Origin of the sequence: Desulfoscipio gibsoniae DSM 7213 (genome assembly GCF_000233715.2) — a bacterium.
Lineage (GTDB): Bacteria > Bacillota > Desulfotomaculia > Desulfotomaculales > Desulfallaceae > Sporotomaculum > Sporotomaculum gibsoniae.
In genome coordinates this window covers 3,518,226-3,535,623 of sequence record NC_021184.1, presented here as the reverse complement: position 1 = coordinate 3,535,623, position 17,398 = coordinate 3,518,226, and the positions used below count along the sequence as shown (strand labels likewise).

Genomic DNA, 17,398 nt, shown 5'->3' with positions numbered 1-17,398 from the left:
AGCAGCAGTCCAAAAAAACGGACTACTCCTTATCTGCTTTGCGGTACTTTTTCGGTGTGTACTTTTTGTTTTTCTCCTTGGCTATCCAATAAGCGTCGGTGATTGCTTTCATAACGGCGTCCAAATCCGCCTCATCCATGTCGCCTCCGGCAAACAGGCCGCTGACCTCTGTGATGAGCTGCTGGGCATACTTCTTTCCCCGGTGGCCGTATTTTTCTCCGGCAGCGTTAATAAACTCCTCGTTCTCGGTCAGAAGATAATTCACCTCAACACCTAAAGCTGCAGCCAGCTTCCCGTATACCTCGCGTTTTTTTGGATAGCAATCTCCGTTTTCATAGCTGACCATTGTGCGGAGAGATACCCCGACCGCCTGTGCCAGATCCGCCTGTGTCATGCCTTTTGCGACGCGGGCATCCTTTATTTTTTCTCCGAATTTCATATAGACCGCCCTCCTATGTATAAGCAGGTAAATTTCATGTTATATATTGACAAGTGCATGTAAATTGCATATAATTCAAATATGAATATAACCTGCACATTTATAATAATTCATGTTGCACATTGTGTCAAGAGTTATTTCTTCCGTGTAAAACTATTGAACCCAACGGATTGCTAGGAAATTACCGTCTGCAAAGCGCATGACGGCTTTAATTACTCTGACAGCTAAATATAAATAAAGTTAAGGGCAAACCTGTCTAAAGGCAGGGACGCAAAGCCGAGGGTCTAAAGCGTTTGCCGCGCTATGACAGCCTGGCTGCCGATCTTTGCGAATGCCTGCCCTTTTTTAAGAGCAGGCGTTTGTATTGATAGAGAAAATAATGCAGGAGGTATGAGATGGTAAAAAAAATAAAGCTCAAATGTCCGAATTGCGGACGCCGAATTGCTGATTACAGCGGAAATGCTGAGGCGTTGGCCTTGGTGGCTGAAACGAGTGAGGCCGAAAGCGATGTTCTCAGCTTGAAATGCCACCTGTGTAAATCACAGGTTTCGATTATGCTGGACAATAACGAGGTTTATGGAAGTAAGCAGACATCCCACTCTATGAAATAGGACAAGCTATACAACCGAATAATTGATACATTTAATATTCGATTCCAGCGCTTGACGCTATCCTCCTCTTGTAAAGCGGAGTGATTATAAAGCTGCCGGCCGGGCCTGACGAGTAGCACAATTGCTATGCGTCAGGCCCGGCCTTTTTGCATTCACATGCTGCTCGTTTAGGCTCCCCAGAAAGGAGCAAAACGAGTGGCTTATATTTTTTATTTTTATATAAAGGCTGTTCATTGCCGTTCCTCTCCGCTTGTTCTTCATTTCCGGATTTCAAAAACCACGAAATGGAGGACAAGCTATATGGCTGTATTTAGAAAAAGGACGAACTATCGGGAGAAATATCCCGACTTAAGCGATGATATCATCGATGTTCTGATGAAAAGCGACCGGAAGATGGAGTACCAGCAGTACGATTTGAAGGTCGGAAGATACCGAATTGACAGCACAACACAGATCGTTACGTACATAGCAAGCAAGGAGGATTCCTATGACAGGCTGTCGGAGGAAAACCGGCAGTTTGCTGCAGAGGACGAAAGCGTAGAGGATGCTGCAATAAAGGCCGTGATGCTTGAAAAAATGCTGGCGTGCCTTAAGCTGCTTAGTCCGGAGGAACAAACACTAATCACTGAGCTGTTTTTCAAGGGCAAAAGCGAACGCAAGCTCTCGGCGGAAACGGGCATTCACTATATGACCATTCATGATAGAAAGATAAAAATCCTAGGCAAAATAAAAAAACTTATGGAAAAGTAAAAATTTTTCCGTGCAACCCCCTCGCTCAACGTGGAAGTCAGTGAGGGGGTTTTTTCTGTTCTCCCTCTTGCTCTTTGAAAATATCATATCCGGCAGCATAAATACATGAGCTGTCCAGCCGTGTGAAAAGCGGCAGCGACGTTGACGGGCGCGCCAAGACTGCCTGCGGATGAATTTCATCCGTCGAACCGATGGCATCGAAGGTGACGAGCGGGAACGCCCGGTCATAAAACAGTCCGTGGTGGACTGTTTCGCAATGAAATGGACAGTGATAATGCTACTTCCGTCCAGCCACAGACTCAAGCAATGGGGGCGGCTTCCAGAGATCCTGGGAGAGGTGAGATTCCTATGGCGTTTGCTTAACCGGCAAACCGTTTATGCTGTCGCCCTGAGAGCCGTAAGGCTTTTGTCACTTCGGGAAGTAGTGTCGAATAGAAGTGAAGTCCGAAATGAAGAACAAACAGATCATTTTTGATCTTGGAAACTATGCGGCAGGGTGGGGTTTTTCCGTCCTGCCGTATCCTTCTGAGATTAAAACAAAAATATCAAGGGGGAAATGGATATGCAAAAGGAAGCGTTAGCAGAGTTACTAAAAAAGGATCTCGTCATCGGATATGTGTACACGCTTGATGGAGAGAGACAGGAATACTATTTTGCGAAGTCCCCGTCCAACATCGCCAGCTTTATCATGCTGAAAAAGGAGTATGCAGACAAAATTGTTCTGACAGATACGCTGGACAGGCTGATATTGAATACCTTTGGCGAATTTATCAACCGCTGCCCTGATCAGAAGCTCCTTCGGGAAATCACAAAAGAGCTGGTACCCATGCAGATGGGCGATAAGAAGCCTGATGGTATAGCGATTGTCAGTATGGAGGAAGCACAAGCCTTCTGGAATCAGCAGGAGCAGAAGAAAGCCTGGGTTTACTGCAGGATTGACGCACCGGAGGATACCCACGGAGCCTTAAAAGGACAGAAAAAGGATCTTATGGATTATGCCGAGCAGATGGGCTTTGAAGTTGTTGGGTACTCCGAGGATCTCGGAAGCGGTATGGAGTTTGACCGCACCGGTCTCGCCGAGGTTGCGAAGGCCGCCGGAGAAGGCAGAATGGATATATTGCTTATAAAAAAGCTTGACTGTTTAGGACGGAATACCGCCAAGACTCTGGAATTCATCCGAGGCTTGGAACAACTGGACATCGAGCTTTATTCACCGCTGGAGGGCGAAATTCAGCTGGAACAAAGCCCTTACCTTTCCATGCAGTAAGGGAGGGTGCGCAATGTCAAAGGATCAGTCAGCCAATGAGGTGAAATACAAGGTGGCGTTAAAGCTATTGGATATAATGCTCCGAAACGGCCTTATATCCCCTGCTGAGTACAAAAAAATAGACGAATTGAACAGAGAAACCTTCACGCCGGAACTTTCTAAGGTATATGCGTAAAAACACCTGGATATATGATTTTGTCTGTGGTATTGTGTGTTGCTAACAGGAGGCCAAAAAAGTAAGAAAGGAGAAAACCATGGCTAAGAAGATAGTAAGAATTGATCCTGTTAAGCAACAGGTCACCCGACAGCTACAGCCTAAAAAACGGGTTTGCGCCTATTGTCGGGTAAGCACCGATTCCCGTGAGCAGCAGAATTCCTTTACTGCACAGCTTGAGTATTATACCGCCCTGATAGAAAATCAAGAGAACTGGCAGTTTGCCGGAATTTACGCCGATGAAGCGAGAAGCGGCACTAAGCTCCAAAAAAGAGATGACTTCCTGCGGATGATGAAGGACTGCGAGGACGGAAAGGTCGATATGATTATCACGAAATCCGTGACCAGATTTGCCCGAAACACCGTAGACAGTATTGAAGCAATCCGAAGGCTGAAGCAGCTTGGCGTCTCGGTTTACTTTGAAAAGGAGCATATCGACAGCCTGGCGGAGAAAAGCGAATTAATGCTAACCATTCTAAGCTCTCTGGCACAGGGGGAAGCCGAAAGCGTCTCCACCAACAATAAATGGGCGGCAATAAAGCGCTTTCAGGACGGAACCTTCATCCTCGGCACTCCCGCATACGGCTATACCAAGGATGAGAACGGCGATCTGGTCATACAGGAGGAAGAAGCCGCAGTGGTTCGCCGCATCTTCAGTGAATACCTGAACGGCAAGGGTACATATGCCATCGCCAAGGATTTATCGGAGGAAGGACTCCACACGATACGCTCGGCTGAGAAATGGAATGACGGCGTGATAAAGGAAATGCTCCTAAATCCCATTTATACTGGCAAGCTGCTTCATCAGAAAACCATGACCACAGAGGTGCTGCCCTTTAAGCGGCAGAGAAACAAAGGCCAGCTTCCCCAATACCTTATTGAGGACAATCATGAAGCCATTATCTCACATGAACAGGCGGAGGCAGTAAAAGAAATTTTTGAATACCGCAGAAAACAGATGGGGGTGGACGATTTGGAGAAATACCAAAGCCGGTATGCCTTCAGCAGTAAAATCCTATGTGGCGAATGCGGCAGCCTATTCCGAAGGCAAAAAATCTATATCGGCAAGCCATATGAGAAAACCCAATGGTGCTGCCGCCAGCATATTTTCGACAGCACCAAATGCAGGCAAAAGGCAGTCCGAGAGGATGACGTTCAATGGGCTTTCACCTTGATGTGGAACAAGCTCGTAAGTAATTATACTGAAATTCTCACTCCCCTTCTGGAGATGCTCAAAAAGCTCAGGATAGACGAACGGCAGGAGAAGGAAATCGGGGAATGCAGTAACCGGATTATGGAGCTGACAGAACAGGGTCATATACTCAGCAGACTAGTAGCGAAGGGGTATATCGACCATGCAGTTTTTATAGAGCGGCAAAATACCCTGGCTATAGAGCTTGCCGCCGCAAAAAAGAAACGAAGCCAGCTACTGGACAATAACGGCTTCGACCGAGAGATAGCCGGAACAGAACAGCTAATAGAGCTAGTTAGAAACAATCCTCACGTTATTGAAGAATACCATGAGGATTTATTTTTACAGGCGATAGAAAAGGTTATCGTACAGAAAAACGGACAAATCACATTCCGGCTCATCAACCGGCTGGAGCTGTCCGAACCCTGCAGGAAGGAGGCGATTGAGGATGATGCAAAGGCACATGCCAATCGGGTATAAGCTGGTGGACGGCAAAATACAGCTTGATGAACCTAAAGCCGCTGTTGTGAAGAGGATATTTGCAGATTACCTCTCCGGAGTCTCTACCTCTGTCCTTGCAAAGCGGCTAACCGAAATGGCTTTTCCGAACGCTAACAACAAAGCCTCCTGGAACCACGGGTCCATCGGCAAGATACTGGAGAATGTCAAATACCTTGGGGATGAATTCTATCCGCAGATGATTAGCACCGAGCTTTTTGAGCACGTGCAGAAACGCCGCAAGGAACGCTGTGATCAGCTGGGGCGAAGCATTCAGCCAAACAGCGGAAATCATCAATATCCGTTCACTGGTAAGCTCCGTTGCGGAGAATGCGGCGAGGTTTACCGCAAATACATCGAGCACTGCGGAAGACCGTCTGAGAAGTCCTACTGGAAGTGTAAGAGGTACATTTACAAGAACCGAGTGTGCTGCCGGTGCGGTTTTCTCACGGATGAGCAGCTTGAAAAGGCCTTCCTTGAGGCAGCTAACCGGATTATTGCAAGAATACAAATCCTCGACCGGAAGCCTAAGAAAGAGCCAATTCCAAATAACCCTGAATTTAATAGCTTGGATCAGCGGATTAAAGAGCTGGAAGCAGAAGGGCAATATTCGTCCAAGGAGCTTCCGGCTCTTGTTTTTAAGCGGGCACAAGCTCTTTATAGAACAGCAAAAATCAATGACGCCGAGTATAATACCGAAAAGATAAAGCAGGCGTTTTCAGGCAGACAGCTTCTCACGGAATTTGATGAGGAACTGTTTCTGGCAGTGATAAAGCAAATCACGGTCTACGCCGACCATCGGCTGGTGTTTGAATTTATAAACGGATTAACCATGGAAGCCGGATACTAAACTAAGGAAGGAGAAACAATGATGCAGACAGCGACAGCAAAAAAGAAAAGCATATCCCTCATACCCTCCAAACCGGAGTATGACAGGAGCATAAAGCCCCAGTTTAAGGCCCTGCGGGTGGCGGCATACTGCCGCGTCAGCACCACGCTGGAGCAACAGGAAACCAGCTACGAAGCACAGGTTTCCTATTATACCGAAAAAATCAAAAGCAATCCCAACTGGAAGCTTGCTGGTATCTACGCTGATGACGGTAAAAGCGCAACAAACACCAAAAAGCGCGATGACTTCAACGCCATGATCGAGGACTGCATGGCCGGAAAAATTGATATGGTCATCACCAAGTCGGTCAGCCGTTTCGCCAGAAACACGGTGGACAGCCTCATGAATATCCGCAAGCTCAAGGAAAAGAACGTCGCCGTGTTCTTCGAGAAAGAGGGTGTGAACACGCTGGAGGGCACAGGCGAGCTTTTAATAACCATCTTAAGCAGCCAGGCACAGGAGGAAAGCCGAAACCTTAGTGAGAACACCCGATGGGGTCTTGTCAGACGGTTTGAGAATGGTATCGTCTCGGTCAACCACAACAAATTTTTAGGCTACACCAAGGATAAGAACGGCGAACTGGTTATTGTACCGGAGGAAGCGGAGCTGGTCAGACGGATTTTCCGGCTTTACCTCGAAGGGAGCAGCGTTATACAGATTGCCAAGCTATTAGAATCGGAGGGCATTACCACTGTTACCGGCGGGACTAAGTGGTGGGACAGTACCATCAATAAGATGTTAAGTAATGAAAAATACATGGGCGACGTTCTTCAGCAGAAAACCTATACCATTGACTTCCTTACCAAAAAGCGAGTTAAGAACGATGGTATCGTCCCTCAGTATTACATAGAGGATGACCATGAAGCCATCATCCCCAAGGAGCTTTTTTATCAAGTGCAGGAAGAAAAAGCGAGGCGGGCAAGCCTGAGTAAGACGGCGGCAACCCGCAAGGCAAAGCAGGAACAGGAAAAGAAAAAAAGCAAGTATAGCTCCAAATTCGCCCTGTCCGACATCATGGTATGTAAGGAATGTGGTCAGCCCTACCGCCGACAAGTATGGTCGAAATACGGACAGAAAAGCGCCGTGTGGCGATGTGAGAACCGCCTGAAGAACGGTACTAAGAACTGCAAGCACTCCCCTACGTTTAAAGAGGCCGTCCTCCATGAAGCTGTAATGACCGCCATCAACAGCGTCGTGGAAAACCGCGGCGAGTTTGTAGGCGCCTTTCGAGAGAATGTTATTCGAGTCATCGGCAGTTACTCCACTAAGAATGTGCCCACCGAATATGACGAGCAGATACAAAAGCTGCAGGGTGAAATGCTGGCTCTGATAGAGGAAAACGCTAAGCAAGGCTCCATCACAGAGGATTTTGACGAGCAGTATCATAGGATAGCAGAGCAGATCAACGACCTGAAACAGAAAAAGCTGGAGATGGTTCGGGATCAGAAAATGGCGGAGAATTTTCAACAACGGCTTGACGATATGGATGCCTGCCTGAAGAAAACTACCTACGAGGTCAGGGACTTTGACAACGACCTTGTCAGGAGGCTTCTTCAGAGCATAAAGGCCGTCAAGGACGACCTGATAGAGCTTCAATTCAAATCCGGAATCGTGATGAACCAGAGGGTTTCATACTTTGATTAAAACGAGGCAGGGGCAGCTAAAAAGCTGTTCCTGCCTGAAGATAGAGCTGTTAAGACTAAAATCCTCAGTGTTGCTGAGGATTTTAGTGTTGGCAGTTTTTTCATGATAAATCCAATAGACTTTACTATGCTTACCTTATGCCTTGCAGCGAAAAAGCAGCAAAATTAAAATATTATTGCGATTTCGCTGCAAATATGTTATACTGCAAATATGGAGGTGCTGTAATGAATTCTATCGGTACTTATCTCAAAAAGCAACGGGTCAAGCTTTCTTTAAGCTTAAACGCTGTATGCGAGCAAACCGGGATAACAGCTACCCGTTTAAATCGGATAGAACGAAATCAAGTCAATGAACCTTCCCCAGAGGTGCTGAAAAAGTTGGCATCATTATATCAAGTTGATTTGATTTATCTATATAAACTGGCTGGCTATTTAGAAAATACTGATATTTCGGGACAAAAACAGCAGCCGTTTAATAACTATGAAATATTAAGCGATGAAGAACGTAATTTCATTCAGCAATCTATTGATTTTTTAGCTAAAAAGCATTTTGTTGCAAATAAGGAGGAATACCATGAAGTATAGATTAGGAGAGCTGTTCTGCGGACCGGGGGGCATAGCTTACGGCGCATTAAAAGCTCGCAGCGCAGATGGCAAATACTCCATTGCTCACGAATGGGCAAATGATTATGATAAAGATACATGCGATACATACTGTCACAATATATGTCCAGATAAGCCGGAAACAGTATATCATGAAGATGTTCGGAAATTTGATATGAAAAAACTGTCTCCCATAGATGCTCTGGCTTTTGGCTTTCCGTGCAATGATTACAGCGTTGTCGGCGAGCAGAAAGGTATGGACGGAATATTTGGGCCGCTGTATTCTTATGGTGTCAAAGCTCTAAAAATTTTTACTCCAGACTGGTTCCTTGCTGAAAATGTAGGAGGGCTTCGAAATGCCAATGATGGCAAAGCTTTTACTAAGATTATAAGCGAACTTAAAAAAGCTGGTTATGTTGTGGTTCCTCATTTGTACAAATTTGAAGAGTATGGAATTCCGCAGGCCCGGCATCGTCTGATAATTGTTGGGATTAGAAAAGATCTGAGCAAAAATGTTGTCTTTAAAGTGCCTTCGCCTGCCCCATATAAAGATATTGATAATTCATGCCGAAAGGCTATTGAAGAGCCGCCTATTCCTATAGATGCACCGAACAATGAGCTGACAAACCAGTCTGATATAGTTGTACAGAGACTGCAGCACATTTTGCCTGGGCAGAATGCTTTTACTGCTGATATTCCTCAAGAATTACAGCTTAATGTACGAGGAGCCAGAATGAGTCAAATCTACAAGCGCCTTGATCCGAATAAACCGGCATATACCGTTACAGGAAGCGGCGGCGGAGGAACGCATATTTACCATTGGGCAGAACCCAGAGCTTTGACTAACCGTGAAAGAGCGCGTTTGCAAACTTTCCCGGATACATTTGAATTTTTAGGATCGAAAGAAAGCGTGCGAAAACAAATAGGAATGGCAGTTCCCTGTGAAGGAGCCAGAATCATATTCGAGGCCATTTTAAACACCTTTGCCGGCATTGAATATGAGAGTATTCCGGCCAACATCAGCGAATAGGATGGTGAACTGCTATGTTTGATCCTGCTATGGTAAATCAAATATTAATTGAGCCAATAACCAGAGGAGCACAGCAGCTTCTTTTGCTTTCTGGTTATGCTACCCCAACTATGGCCTCGTGGCATATGATGAAAATAAAGGAACTCGAAATAAATCCCATTGATATAAAGCTGATTGTTGGAATGACTAATTATGATGGATTAACCATAGATGCACATGAAGGATTCAGACAGTTGGTAAATGCTCAAAACGGGTCAGGTTTTTCAAGTTTTCAATGTCAGTATATATGTCAGGGTGCTCCTGTTCATAGCAAACTTTATATTTGGTTAAAGGATGATAAACCATTTGAGGCATATACAGGATCAGCCAACTATACACAGGCTGGTTTCAGTACAAGCAGGCGGGAGTATATTGTTCCCTGCAATCCGGAAGGAGCCTTTGATTATTATAATCAAGTTGAATGCGATTCTATTTATTGCACTCATTCGGAAGTTGAAGATAATATTGTGTTTACACCGACGCATCCGGTACTGGAATCAGAGAGCGAATATACTCAAGCTCTGCGTGGTGAAGGAATCGAACCTATTAAATTATCACTTTTGGCAAGAAACGGTGAAACAGGAACAAGGTCAGGACTTAACTGGGGTCAGCGTGACGGCAGGGAGCCTAATCAGGCATACATCGGGCTTCCTGCTTCAATTGCACGTTCTGGCTTTTTTCCTTTGGAAAAACAGCATTTTTCTGTGGTCACTGATGACAATAAACAATTAATTTTGCGTGTTGAACAGCAAAATGACAAAGCCATTACTACTCCGATGAACAACTCTCTTCTAGGTGAGTACTTTAGAAATAGAATTGGGGTTGCTAATGGAGCTTACATATGGCGTGCAGATTTAGAACGATACGGCAGAACTGATGTCGATTTTTATAAATTGGATGACGAACATTATTATATGGACTTTTCTGTTTAGTTTATAGGCAATACTGGAAATCAAGGGGTGATTTAATAATGATAAATTATTGGTGGGTTACTCGTCCAAAACGTCGGTTGAATTCAATACCAGAGATTTTAGCTGTTTTTTCTGAGATATCTCTTGATCAGGAGTGGGAAGGTCAAAGAACTGCACATTTGACGTTGGAAGAAGCCCTGGAACAGGCAAACTTAAAGCGCATAGGAGAAAGACGTGATCAGACCGGCGGCGGAGCCCGAACTTACAGAGCATGGGTAGCCAGCCTTGGCCTAATTTTTATACAGGAATCAACGCAGAAATTAAAGCTGACACTAGCTGGTGAAGCTATTATGGAAGGTGATTCACCTGTAGAAATATTAAAGCATCAGGTAATTAAGTATCAGTTTCCGTCACCTTTTTCTCTTAGTCGAGGCGTGAATGTATCTGAAAGATTTAAAGTGCGTCCATTTCGTTTTTTGCTTAAGCTGCTCGCAGACGACAGGATATCATATCTGATTGAAGAAGAAATTGCGAAGATTATTATTACAGAAGCTGAGAACGAAACTGATACTTGTTATGAACGTATTGTGAAACGGATTTTAGAGTTCAGAAATATTGGCGCTGGAAGTTTGGATAAAGATTTCTTTGTAAAGTATGCACCAGGCAGCGGAGCCGTTAATCCGGATCATCCCTTCAGTCATTTGATGGATACAGCCAATACTATGGTTAATTGGATTGAATTCACGCAGCTTGCTAAACGGGATGATGAGAAGAAGGTTCGTATTATTGACGACAAGATAGATGAAGTTAAGAGCATTTTATCAATAACACCGCCTTTTATAGACCGCCCGGAACAGCAGGAATATTTCCAAAGAAAATATGGACTTGATCCAAAACATAAGAAAGATACAAGAAATCTAACTCAGACTAAGACAATAACCGCAAAAATGATTGCAGAGCAGAAAATTAAGCAGGCATTTATCGGGGAATCTTTAAAAAGCCCTATCGGTAAAATTTCTACAGGGCTAATTGATAAAATAGCTGACCAGACAGGAATAGAGGTTTCTATAGTTGAAGAGACTCTACTGAAGCTTTATCCGTATGGAGCTATCGGATCATTCATGACAGAATATTTTGAAATGGCATTTAAAGGCCGTGACGAAGCAACAGAATTTGAAAAAGCGACAGTGGAGCTGTTTAAAAGCGTATTTGAATTTGAAGCTCAGCATGTGGGTCCTATTGGACTTACTCCCGATGTTTATATACTGTCGCATGAAAGCCGATATGTCGGGATTATAGATAATAAAGCATACAGCAAATACACTATAAGCAACGATCATCGCAATCGTATGGTTCACAACTATATAAAGACTTATAGTGCTGAATGCTACCCATTGGCTTTTTTTTCATACATTGCCGGGGGTTTCGGGAAAAACATTACATCACAGATAAAAGATATTGTGGATGAAACATTGATTCACGGAAGTGCAATGAGTGTTTCTAATATGATTAAGATGGTAGAAAACCATCAATATAAAAAATACAGCCATGATGAAATAAGAAACATATTCTCAGTTGACCGCCAAATTTTGTTATCTGATTTATAGGCGGGTGGAAGATATGGACAATCACTCAAAAGAAGTAAGAAGCTATAATATGTCTCATATTAGGAGCAAAGACAATAAACCAGAAGAATTAGTAAGAAAATATTTATTCAGCAAGGGCTTTCGCTATAGAAAAAATGTAAAAACATTGCCTGGATGTCCGGATATTGTTCTTCCGAAATATAAGACAGTCGTTTTTATAAACGGCTGTTTTTGGCATATGCATGACGGCTGTCCTAAATTTGTCTGGCCGAAATCTAATGAAGAGTACTGGACTAAGAAACTACTGAGAAACAAAAAAAGAGATGATGAAAGCAGATCAAGTCTTGAAGAATTGGGCTGGAAAGTATTAATTGTCTGGGAATGTGAACTGAAAAAAGCAGTACGAGAAGAACGCTTAAATTTGCTTTGTCGGCAAATTACAAAATAGCATCAAGAGAACGAGGGGGTAATATTATGCCAAAAGCAGGCGATTATTTTATTGTAGAATTAAAACCGTCTCATGTTGATTGGGGAAATTACAGATATACAGATACACGAGAGCCAATTGACGGAGAGGGGTATATCCCTATTCCGCTGCCTCAAGCCCGCAGTTTAGGAATCTATAATAGTAACCACTCTCACACTGGATTGGGATATAACTTATTTTACTGTACATCTGCGGATGGTTATTTTACGGGAGTATTGAAAGCAGCAGGAAGCAGAGAAGCTGGTGATATTTATGCAAAACAGTTTGAAGGGAACGGAGATTTAAAGGCTTTAGGAAGATGGTTCAGTAAATGCTCTGCTAAAATTGGAGATCGTGTGAAAGTACTTTGGACATCTCCTACAGATATTATAATAGAACTTATATAGTTTATTTTATCTGAAAGATTAGGATTAAGTTGGAGGTGCGGTTATGCCACTTGAAATAATCCGTAATGATATAACAAAAGTTCATGCTGATGCAATTGTCAATGCGGCAAATACATCCCTACTCGGCGGCGGTGGCGTAGACGGAGCAATCCATAGAGCCGCAGGTTCGCAACTGCTTGCTGAATGCCGAGCCCTTGGCGGCTGTGAAATTGGACAAGCAAAGATTACAAAGGGGTACAAGCTACCTGCGAAGTATATTATACACACCGTTGGCCCTGTTTGGCACGGCGGTAATGACAATGAAGAAAAACTGCTTGCTGATTGTTACAAAAACTCACTTGCATTGGCTAAAAAACATAATTTAGAAAGTATTGCATTCCCGTTGATATCTTCGGGCGCCTTTGGATATCCCAAGGACAGAGCGTTGAAAACCGCAATTTCCATAATTGGTGACTTCCTTTTGAGCAATGATATGACAGTATACTTGGTAGTGTTTGATAAGGCAGCATTTGCTCTGTCCGAAAAGCTATTTTCATCTATAACCCAATACATTGATGACAAATACATAGAAGAGCATCCTGTCGACAGATCTAATAGGCTGGAAGAACGGCATATTCTGAAGGAATACTGCATAGAAGAACCAATGCTTTCGCCTATACGGGAGCCTGAGCCAGCGGCAAAGCGTAAACGCAGTCTTGATGATGTCGTAAAACATATGGATGAAACCTTCTCACAGATGCTGCTGCGCCTGATTGACGAAAAAGGCATGACGGATGCGGAAACATATAAAAAGGCTAATATAGACCGGAAGCTGTTTTCTAAAATCCGAAACGACATAAATTACAAACCGAGCAAGCCTACCGCTATTGCCTTTGCCATAGCATTGAGGCTGAACCTTGATGAAACCAAAGACCTGCTGCTTAAAGCCGGATTTGCTCTTTCTCACAGCAGTAAATTTGATATTATCATTCAATACTTTATAGATGAGGAAAACTACAATATTTTTGAAATCAATGAAGCCCTATTTGCTTTTGATCAAAACTTGCTAGGAGTTTAGTTGAATTAAGGATATTGATTATTTGCTTAACTGCACAAAAAGAGGTCAATACAAATGAGTTACATAACAACGAATTCAAAAATTCATTTTACACCGCATAACCCAAATAAAGATGATATAGACATTAATGATATTGCTCATGCATTGGCACATATGTGCAGAGCAAATGGGCATTTCAACAGTTTTTATTCTGTGGCACAGCATTCAATAAATTGTTCTTTGGAAGCAAGGGCAAAAGGCTATTCAAAAGACGTACAGCTTGCATGTCTGCTTCATGATGCAAGCGAAGCATACATGAGCGATATCACAAGACCTGTCAAGAAGCTGTTGCCGCAGTATCTGGATATTGAAGAAAGGCTTCAAAAAGCAATATACGAGAAATTTAATATTTCGGACGTAAGTCCGGATACGATTAAAGAAATTGATGACGCGTTGCTTTATTATGAGTTTATATATTTGCTTGGCGAAAAAGTGTTTGATGATGAACCGGAGCTTATAGGCAAACCGGATTTTACACAGCGGGATTTCATAAATGTGAAAAATGAGTTTATCGATATATATAACCAGCTTACATCAGACGTTCAAATCTTTAAAACAGTAGGAATTGATGGGTGCGACGGCGGTTGGATGATAGCAATGCTTTCAAACAGCAGATTATCAATTGAACGATATAATAGAATAGCCGATGTGCTTGATGCACATAAAACAGCTGACAAATTCATAATAGATATTCCAATAGGTCTTGCAGACAGCAGAGAAGAAGCGGCACATCGACCGGAAAATGCAGCGCGTAAAATCCTCAAAGGGAAATCGTCCTCGATTTTTCCGGTTCCGTTTAGAAGTGTGGCTAGGGCAAAAACGGCTGCAGAAGCTTGGAATATAAGCAAAGAGCTTAATGCCGGCGCAAACTATATGACTATGGGCATTCGTGACGCAGTTAATGAAATTGATATTTTCCTTCAGGAAAACGAAACATGGAAAAATGTTTTGTATGAAAGTCATCCCGAAGTTTGCTTTGCCTTGTTAAACGGCGGCAATCCAGTTATGGAGAAAAAATCAGAAGAACAAGGCATTGAAAAGCGTCTGGAGATTCTTGAAAAATACGGGATTGACCGAGTGGATGTTACTCAACATCCGCTTTTTACAAAATACAGGGATGATGTAGTGGATGCAGTTTGCTTGGCTCTTGTAGGAAAATTTGCTGTTGAAGGAAAAAGTGCAACAATACCTATAGAGGACGAGATTAAGGCCGATGCCACGGGAATAAAGATGCAAATGATAATTCCAAACTTATAATAATTTGTCGCTTGTCATGCGACCGATCCAAAAATAGGAAATGTTATCCTTGAATCACAATAAATGATGATTTGGAGGAAAACATTATGAAAAAAGATTTAACTGAACTGGTATTTATTCTTGACAGAAGCGGCTCTATGAGCGGTCTTGAAAGCGACACAATTGGCGGCTATAATGCCATGCTTGAAAAACAGAAAAAGGAACCCGGTGAAGCTGTTATTACCACAGTTTTATTTGATGACAAGTATGAGCTGCTGCATGACCGCATAAATCTCCGCGGGATATCTCCTATTACAGACAAGGAGTATTATGTGCGCGGAAATACTGCATTGCTGGATGCAGTGGGTAAAACAATTAATAAGATAGGAAGTGTCCAGAAGTATACAGCCGAAGATGAGCGCGCCGAACATGTAATGTTTGTAATAACCACAGACGGCATGGAAAACGCAAGCCGTGAATACAGCTATGGTAAAGTGCGCCAAATGATTGAGCATCAAAAAAGCAAATATGGCTGGGAGTTTATCTTTCTTGGCGCAAACATAGATGCCGTTTCAACTGCTGAACGTTTCGGCATTAGTAAAGACAGGGCAACAAACTATAATGCAGACAGTGAAGGTACGTTGTTAAATTATGAAGTGATCAGCGAAACTGTAAGCAGTATACGTGCTAACCGCTCAATATCTGAAAATTGGAAGGAACGTATCGACGAGGATTTCAAGAAACGTGGCGGCAGGAGATAATCATGATTGGTGCTATTATTGGAGATATAGTAGGTTCGGTTTATGAGTGGAACAATATAAAGACCAAAAATTTTCCTCTATTCAACTCCGAATGTTTTTTTACTGATGATACGGTGATGACACTGGCAATAGCAGAAGGATTGATGAATGGCGGCGGTGCTGAAGATTTCATTGCCGCCATAAAAAAATATGGCCGTCTATACCCTGACTCAGGATATGGCGGACGTTTTGGCAGTTGGCTGTTTTCCGACGACATTCTTATGGAATTCCGCAAGAAAACAAGGAAAAAGCTTTGTTTATTGAGGAACAGGGCATACTTAATGTATATAGGCAAACTTAATCAAGAATAAAATTCTGTTATGAAGGCTGTGTGTGAAGGCTGAACCTTACTGAAACTAAAGATTTAAAGCCGATTAAATATTTATGAAGCGTTTAATCATAAGAAGGTCAATTTAATAGCCATTAAATACAGATCTTAAGGTCTATCACCACGTGATAAAATTAAGTCTGCAGCTAATTTTTGGGATTTAGCAGCTTCATCAGAGGCTTTAGATACCAGCATCCTTAATGTAATATCAAATATTTCGGTTTGTATCAGTGCAAAAGCTAGCGCAGCCATTCTTGTATCCTTTTCATAATCCTGTAACATATCCATATCAGAAAAGTTCATTGATTTCACTCCTTTGTCATACTCTCGTAGTATTTTTGAAGTTTGATTTTAGCATCTTGCAGTTTTGCAGACTCTTTATTAAAAAAATCCTTTAGCTCTTGACTGAAACATTGTGATGCATAAAAACTACATTTTCGTGCAGTAATCTCGGTTTCACTAATTATTTTTGTAAGATAAGCTCCTTCCTTAATTCTCTGTATTGTGGTTGGGTCTAGTTCTCTTAATTGTGGCTGGTTTCTATTAATCAGTTTAAATATAGTTGATAAATCTATAAGCATTTGGTTATCCCCCTAAAAATAAGTGATAATATATTATCTATCACAAATCATTTTCTATACTTATTTGGAATGATATTTATTGGATATTTATTAGGAAATAATTAGTAGTTTTTAGGGAGCAATGCTGAGGGTTTATTAAAACCGTCGGCCTATGTGTCCAATAATCATGAGGATTCAATCTTTTCGATAAAGCTATTTTAGGGAAAAGACATTTAAAAAAATTGAAGTATAACTTACCCGGTAAGACTTATTTCAAATAAAGCGTTCAAGAAATCAATACGCTTTTTGAAAATTTTGTTCGATACAATTATATTTGGGTTGTAAAGCAAAAGTAGCGCCGAAACGTAAGAAAGCCTGCTCAGGCGACTGGTTGAGAAAGATACCCTGCCGCCAAGGGGATACCAGAGGGGTACGACATCATTATTACCCACTCAAGGCATGTGGAGTGCGTGGTAAGGATAGAAAGGCGGTAGGGGTAGTGATATTTGAAGAAAAAATGTTCATGCTTGATGTATATAACAAACTTTTTGCAGCCGAGGAACAATTGAAGGAAGGAAAAGTGCTTGGCTGGGACGCTTCTTTAAAAAGCATAAGAGAGAAATACAATGTATAAATTGATTGTTTCAGAGCTTGCGCATAAAGATTTGGACAATATCGTTTCATACATTGCCGTACAGTTAGCCAATCCAACGGAGCCGGTGATTTTCTTGATGAAGTTGATAAATGCTATAGTTATCTAAAGAGCAATCCGATGATGTATGCGAAATGTTAGGATAAGCGGTTGGAAAAAGAGGTTACCGTAAGGCATAAAC

General features: G+C 42.5%; 21 protein-coding genes and 1 riboswitch. Of the genes, 18 read left to right on the top strand and 3 right to left on the bottom strand.

Annotation, left to right across the window (positions count from 1 at the left end):
* Window positions 1–22 precede the first annotated feature (22 nt).
* Window positions 23–439, bottom strand: a complete 417-nt coding sequence (locus DESGI_RS16745; RefSeq protein ID WP_006520239.1) for a helix-turn-helix transcriptional regulator — start codon at window positions 437–439, stop codon at window positions 23–25.
* A 235-nt stretch (window positions 440–674) separates the two neighbouring features.
* Window positions 675–762: riboswitch (cyclic di-GMP riboswitch) on the top strand.
* A gap of 72 nt (window positions 763–834) precedes the next feature.
* Between DESGI_RS16745 and DESGI_RS16740 the strand changes: the two genes are divergently transcribed.
* The 17 genes from DESGI_RS16740 (at window position 835) to DESGI_RS16660 (ending at window position 15,988) form a co-directional block, all read left to right on the top strand.
* Window positions 835–1,050 carry a hypothetical protein gene (locus DESGI_RS16740; RefSeq protein ID WP_006520238.1) on the top strand — a complete coding sequence of 72 codons (216 nt, stop codon included), beginning with the start codon at window positions 835–837 and terminating at the stop codon, window positions 1,048–1,050.
* Window positions 1,051–1,350: 300 nt separating this feature from the next.
* Entirely contained in the window at window positions 1,351–1,800 is a 450-nt protein-coding gene (locus tag DESGI_RS16735; protein WP_006520237.1) for a sigma-70 RNA polymerase sigma factor region 4 domain-containing protein, read from the top strand.
* Window positions 1,801–2,362: 562 nt separating this feature from the next.
* The gene (locus DESGI_RS16725) at window positions 2,363–3,067 is read left to right on the top strand and encodes a recombinase family protein (RefSeq protein WP_006520236.1); all 705 of its coding nucleotides are present in this window, start codon (window positions 2,363–2,365) and stop codon (window positions 3,065–3,067) included.
* Window positions 3,068–3,080: 13 nt separating this feature from the next.
* A complete protein-coding gene (locus tag DESGI_RS25215) occupies window positions 3,081–3,242 on the top strand; it encodes an SHOCT domain-containing protein (protein WP_006520235.1) in 162 nt (53 codons plus the stop codon).
* A gap of 79 nt (window positions 3,243–3,321) precedes the next feature.
* Window positions 3,322–4,953 (top strand): recombinase family protein, encoded by a 1,632-nt coding sequence (locus tag DESGI_RS16720; RefSeq protein ID WP_006520234.1) that lies wholly within the window; start codon window positions 3,322–3,324, stop codon window positions 4,951–4,953.
* On the top strand, window positions 4,922–5,821 hold the full coding sequence (locus DESGI_RS16715) for a recombinase family protein (RefSeq protein ID WP_006520233.1): 900 nt from the start codon (window positions 4,922–4,924) through the stop codon (window positions 5,819–5,821). The genes DESGI_RS16720 and DESGI_RS16715 overlap by 32 nt, the downstream gene beginning before the upstream one ends.
* A gap of 21 nt (window positions 5,822–5,842) precedes the next feature.
* Complete coding sequence (locus DESGI_RS16710) at window positions 5,843–7,504, top strand: recombinase family protein (RefSeq protein WP_041284955.1); 1,662 nt, start codon at window positions 5,843–5,845, stop codon at window positions 7,502–7,504.
* 224 nt (window positions 7,505–7,728) lie between these two features.
* A complete protein-coding gene (locus DESGI_RS16705) occupies window positions 7,729–8,088 on the top strand; it encodes a helix-turn-helix domain-containing protein (RefSeq protein ID WP_006520231.1) in 360 nt (119 codons plus the stop codon).
* Window positions 8,078–9,136, top strand: coding sequence for a DNA cytosine methyltransferase (locus DESGI_RS16700; RefSeq protein ID WP_006520230.1), 1,059 nt, complete (start codon window positions 8,078–8,080; stop codon window positions 9,134–9,136). Before DESGI_RS16705 ends, DESGI_RS16700 begins: the two co-directional genes overlap by 11 nt.
* 14 nt (window positions 9,137–9,150) lie before the next feature.
* Entirely contained in the window at window positions 9,151–10,107 is a 957-nt protein-coding gene (locus tag DESGI_RS23280; protein ID WP_006520229.1) for a restriction endonuclease PLD domain-containing protein, read from the top strand.
* Window positions 10,108–10,145: 38 nt separating this feature from the next.
* A complete protein-coding gene (locus DESGI_RS16690; protein WP_006520228.1) occupies window positions 10,146–11,693 on the top strand; it encodes a restriction endonuclease FokI C-terminal domain-containing protein in 1,548 nt (515 codons plus the stop codon).
* 13 nt (window positions 11,694–11,706) lie between these two features.
* On the top strand, window positions 11,707–12,120 hold the full coding sequence (locus tag DESGI_RS16685) for a very short patch repair endonuclease (protein WP_006520227.1): 414 nt from the start codon (window positions 11,707–11,709) through the stop codon (window positions 12,118–12,120).
* Window positions 12,121–12,146: 26 nt separating this feature from the next.
* Window positions 12,147–12,545, top strand: coding sequence for a hypothetical protein (locus DESGI_RS16680; protein ID WP_006520226.1), 399 nt, complete (start codon window positions 12,147–12,149; stop codon window positions 12,543–12,545).
* Window positions 12,546–12,588: 43 nt separating this feature from the next.
* Entirely contained in the window at window positions 12,589–13,602 is a 1,014-nt protein-coding gene (locus DESGI_RS16675) for an O-acetyl-ADP-ribose deacetylase (protein WP_006520225.1), read from the top strand.
* A gap of 54 nt (window positions 13,603–13,656) precedes the next feature.
* Window positions 13,657–14,898, top strand: coding sequence for a DUF429 domain-containing protein (locus tag DESGI_RS26315; RefSeq protein WP_006520224.1), 1,242 nt, complete (start codon window positions 13,657–13,659; stop codon window positions 14,896–14,898).
* A gap of 86 nt (window positions 14,899–14,984) precedes the next feature.
* Window positions 14,985–15,638 carry a vWA domain-containing protein gene (locus DESGI_RS16665; protein WP_006520223.1) on the top strand — a complete coding sequence of 218 codons (654 nt, stop codon included), beginning with the start codon at window positions 14,985–14,987 and terminating at the stop codon, window positions 15,636–15,638.
* A 2-nt stretch (window positions 15,639–15,640) separates the two neighbouring features.
* The gene (locus DESGI_RS16660; protein WP_006520222.1) at window positions 15,641–15,988 is read left to right on the top strand and encodes an ADP-ribosylglycohydrolase family protein; all 348 of its coding nucleotides are present in this window, start codon (window positions 15,641–15,643) and stop codon (window positions 15,986–15,988) included.
* 125 nt (window positions 15,989–16,113) lie between these two features.
* On the opposite strand, the gene DESGI_RS16655 is transcribed toward DESGI_RS16660, so the two are convergent.
* Both DESGI_RS16655 and DESGI_RS16650 read right to left on the bottom strand, forming a co-directional pair.
* Window positions 16,114–16,308 carry a hypothetical protein gene (locus tag DESGI_RS16655; RefSeq protein ID WP_006520221.1) on the bottom strand — a complete coding sequence of 65 codons (195 nt, stop codon included), beginning with the start codon at window positions 16,306–16,308 and terminating at the stop codon, window positions 16,114–16,116.
* Window positions 16,309–16,313: 5 nt separating this feature from the next.
* Entirely contained in the window at window positions 16,314–16,586 is a 273-nt protein-coding gene (locus tag DESGI_RS16650; RefSeq protein ID WP_006520220.1) for a hypothetical protein, read from the bottom strand.
* Between the two features lie 478 nt (window positions 16,587–17,064).
* Between DESGI_RS16650 and DESGI_RS26200 the strand changes: the two genes are divergently transcribed.
* Entirely contained in the window at window positions 17,065–17,199 is a 135-nt protein-coding gene (locus tag DESGI_RS26200) for a hypothetical protein (protein ID WP_281168053.1), read from the top strand.
* The last annotated feature ends 199 nt before the right edge of the window (window positions 17,200–17,398 follow it).

Coding starts and splice junctions, on each gene's coding strand:
- DESGI_RS16745 (WP_006520239.1), bottom strand. CDS start 439: ATGAAATTCGGAGAAAAAATAAAGGATGCCCGCGTCGCAAAAGGCATG.
- DESGI_RS16740 (WP_006520238.1), top strand. CDS start 835: ATGGTAAAAAAAATAAAGCTCAAATGTCCGAATTGCGGACGCCGAATT.
- DESGI_RS16735 (WP_006520237.1), top strand. CDS start 1,351: ATGGCTGTATTTAGAAAAAGGACGAACTATCGGGAGAAATATCCCGAC.
- DESGI_RS16725 (WP_006520236.1), top strand. CDS start 2,363: ATGCAAAAGGAAGCGTTAGCAGAGTTACTAAAAAAGGATCTCGTCATC.
- DESGI_RS25215 (WP_006520235.1), top strand. CDS start 3,081: ATGTCAAAGGATCAGTCAGCCAATGAGGTGAAATACAAGGTGGCGTTA.
- DESGI_RS16720 (WP_006520234.1), top strand. CDS start 3,322: ATGGCTAAGAAGATAGTAAGAATTGATCCTGTTAAGCAACAGGTCACC.
- DESGI_RS16715 (WP_006520233.1), top strand. CDS start 4,922: ATGATGCAAAGGCACATGCCAATCGGGTATAAGCTGGTGGACGGCAAA.
- DESGI_RS16710 (WP_041284955.1), top strand. CDS start 5,843: ATGCAGACAGCGACAGCAAAAAAGAAAAGCATATCCCTCATACCCTCC.
- DESGI_RS16705 (WP_006520231.1), top strand. CDS start 7,729: ATGAATTCTATCGGTACTTATCTCAAAAAGCAACGGGTCAAGCTTTCT.
- DESGI_RS16700 (WP_006520230.1), top strand. CDS start 8,078: ATGAAGTATAGATTAGGAGAGCTGTTCTGCGGACCGGGGGGCATAGCT.
- DESGI_RS23280 (WP_006520229.1), top strand. CDS start 9,151: ATGTTTGATCCTGCTATGGTAAATCAAATATTAATTGAGCCAATAACC.
- DESGI_RS16690 (WP_006520228.1), top strand. CDS start 10,146: ATGATAAATTATTGGTGGGTTACTCGTCCAAAACGTCGGTTGAATTCA.
- DESGI_RS16685 (WP_006520227.1), top strand. CDS start 11,707: ATGGACAATCACTCAAAAGAAGTAAGAAGCTATAATATGTCTCATATT.
- DESGI_RS16680 (WP_006520226.1), top strand. CDS start 12,147: ATGCCAAAAGCAGGCGATTATTTTATTGTAGAATTAAAACCGTCTCAT.
- DESGI_RS16675 (WP_006520225.1), top strand. CDS start 12,589: ATGCCACTTGAAATAATCCGTAATGATATAACAAAAGTTCATGCTGAT.
- DESGI_RS26315 (WP_006520224.1), top strand. CDS start 13,657: ATGAGTTACATAACAACGAATTCAAAAATTCATTTTACACCGCATAAC.
- DESGI_RS16665 (WP_006520223.1), top strand. CDS start 14,985: ATGAAAAAAGATTTAACTGAACTGGTATTTATTCTTGACAGAAGCGGC.
- DESGI_RS16660 (WP_006520222.1), top strand. CDS start 15,641: ATGATTGGTGCTATTATTGGAGATATAGTAGGTTCGGTTTATGAGTGG.
- DESGI_RS16655 (WP_006520221.1), bottom strand. CDS start 16,308: ATGAACTTTTCTGATATGGATATGTTACAGGATTATGAAAAGGATACA.
- DESGI_RS16650 (WP_006520220.1), bottom strand. CDS start 16,586: ATGCTTATAGATTTATCAACTATATTTAAACTGATTAATAGAAACCAG.